The 1,951-nt window shown below is 47.4% G+C and carries 2 protein-coding genes; both read left to right on the plus strand.

The window, feature by feature from the left end; genetic code table 11:
- On the plus strand, positions 1 to 1,080 hold a 1,080-nt coding region (locus KDK17_RS16045; RefSeq protein ID WP_257252886.1), incomplete at its 5' end, for a CHY zinc finger protein.
- Between the two features lie 250 nt (positions 1,081 to 1,330).
- Positions 1,331 to 1,951, plus strand: a 621-nt coding sequence (locus KDK17_RS16050; RefSeq protein ID WP_257252885.1) for a hypothetical protein, incomplete at its 3' end; no start/stop codon positions are given.

The raw sequence follows: 1,951 nt of genomic DNA on the forward strand, positions 1-1,951 counted from the left end.
CAATGCCTGAGGGAACAGATCAAAAAGTTGTACGTTGATCTCGAAAGCAAACAAGGAGTAATAGACTATCTGATCCATCAAGCAGCGGAAAACACAGCCCAGAGGCTGACAGCGGCCAATAATCCAGCGATGCCCGGCAATGACACAGCGCGTTTTGATTCTCACCAACCCTTGAGCCCCCCCAATGAGCAGTCACTCTCGTCTATTGACCATACAGAGCCCCCATCAGTAAACAATATTCCCCGTGAAGAACACCCACCGATTGCAGAGACCAACCCGACAATGTCAGGCAGTGACGAGGAGTATCGAGCTTCTCAACAGTTGACTTCCCCCAATGAGCAGTCACTCTCGTCTATTGATCGTACAGAGCCCCCATCAGTAAACAATATTCCCCGTGGAGAACACCCACCGATTCCGGAAACCAGCCCGATGTCAGGCAGTGATGAGTCGAACATCGACAATGAAGAGGCATACCCCCGGCAGGAACAGGTAACGACATGCTGGGACAAAAACCGAAATCGATCTTGCAGTCATTATCATCGGTCATGCCGTCTGAACTTTGGATGCTGTGCCAGGTATTTCCCCTGCCAAATTTGCCATAACGCCAGTGATGACTGCGATGTTAAAGATCGCAAGGCTATTGACGCGAAAAAGCTTCAATGTTGTTTCTGCAACTATGAGGGGGACATTACGGAAGACTCCCAGACGTGCCCGGGATGCAACCAGAAAATGTCGGAATATTTCTGTGCAAAATGCAAACACTTCACCTGTAAGGAGAGAAAACCGCACCACTGCGATAAATGTGGCATTTGCCGAGTAAACAAGCATAAGTCCTTTCACTGTGATGTTTGCAATATCTGTTTGGATAAAAGGTTAGAAGGCAATCACAAATGCCGGGAAAACTCAGGCCACGATCTGTGCTGCATTTGTCTGGAAGATGCCTTCAGCGGCTGCCAGATACTGCCCTGTTCCCACAAAGTTCACAGGAACTGTGTCATTGCGATGATTCAACACGGGATAAGAACCTGCCCCATGTGCAGACACCCTCTATACACTCCGGTAAATGGAAACAATCATTAACTGCTGACCGGATTTAATAATCGCCGTTGGTGTCCGTTTCAGATTTGCCACGTGGCAGTACAGGTCAAAAAATCCATATAGCCATTCAGAAATTCTTGGCTACTCTCTATCTCTACGAACAATAATGATGAAAAGTAATGCTCCTTTATTTTTCCACGACAGAAAGTCAACACAAATTGTTCTGAGGTTTTCTATCAGGCAAGTCAGAGCGGGTTGGCATTATTGACAAAAGTTGTGTAACGAGACTTGAATGCATTTTTACCGCTTATTAATAGCATCTGTTCTTTCCCTGAATGCTATTGCGATTGCGCCATTATGCAATTCTTCAACCAACGTTGACCGGCATAATCCGGGTGGGCAAAAGGTTCGGCTTGAAATCAACGATGGTACAGTGCCTCAGGTTGTGAGTCAGTGGCAACTCTATTCCGAAAATATAACAGACAGTGGTCTGGAAACGGGGCAAACCCGGAATAACACAGTGACACTGGCAAGAGATAGGTCGGCTGGCAACGCCGATTTTCCGGGAGGCAGCAACAGGGGCTTCTTCTATTCGTTTCCCCCTCCACCCTCCCGGAGTGGTGGAGGTGGGTGGCTACCTCTCGAGCGCACTGCCTTGAAGACCCATCATGCTGTTGGCATAAAAGCAGGTAATGATGTTGGAAAACCCTCTGGCAAAGTACCCGATAAAGAATCAAAAGACGAAAATAACGATCATCAAAAAGAGCAAAGAGATGAACCTGAAGGTCAGGAGAGCAGATCACCGGGAGAATGGAATGATGGCAGTGGAAATAACGTAAAAGACGACAATGGAGAGGAACAACTTAAACAGCACCCATCGCTCCGAGAATTAGTACGCCTCTCAAATGAGCTG

The sequence above is a fragment of the Endozoicomonas sp. SESOKO2 genome (assembly GCF_024606245.1).
In the GTDB taxonomy this organism is placed as follows: Bacteria; Pseudomonadota; Gammaproteobacteria; order Pseudomonadales; family Endozoicomonadaceae; genus Endozoicomonas_A.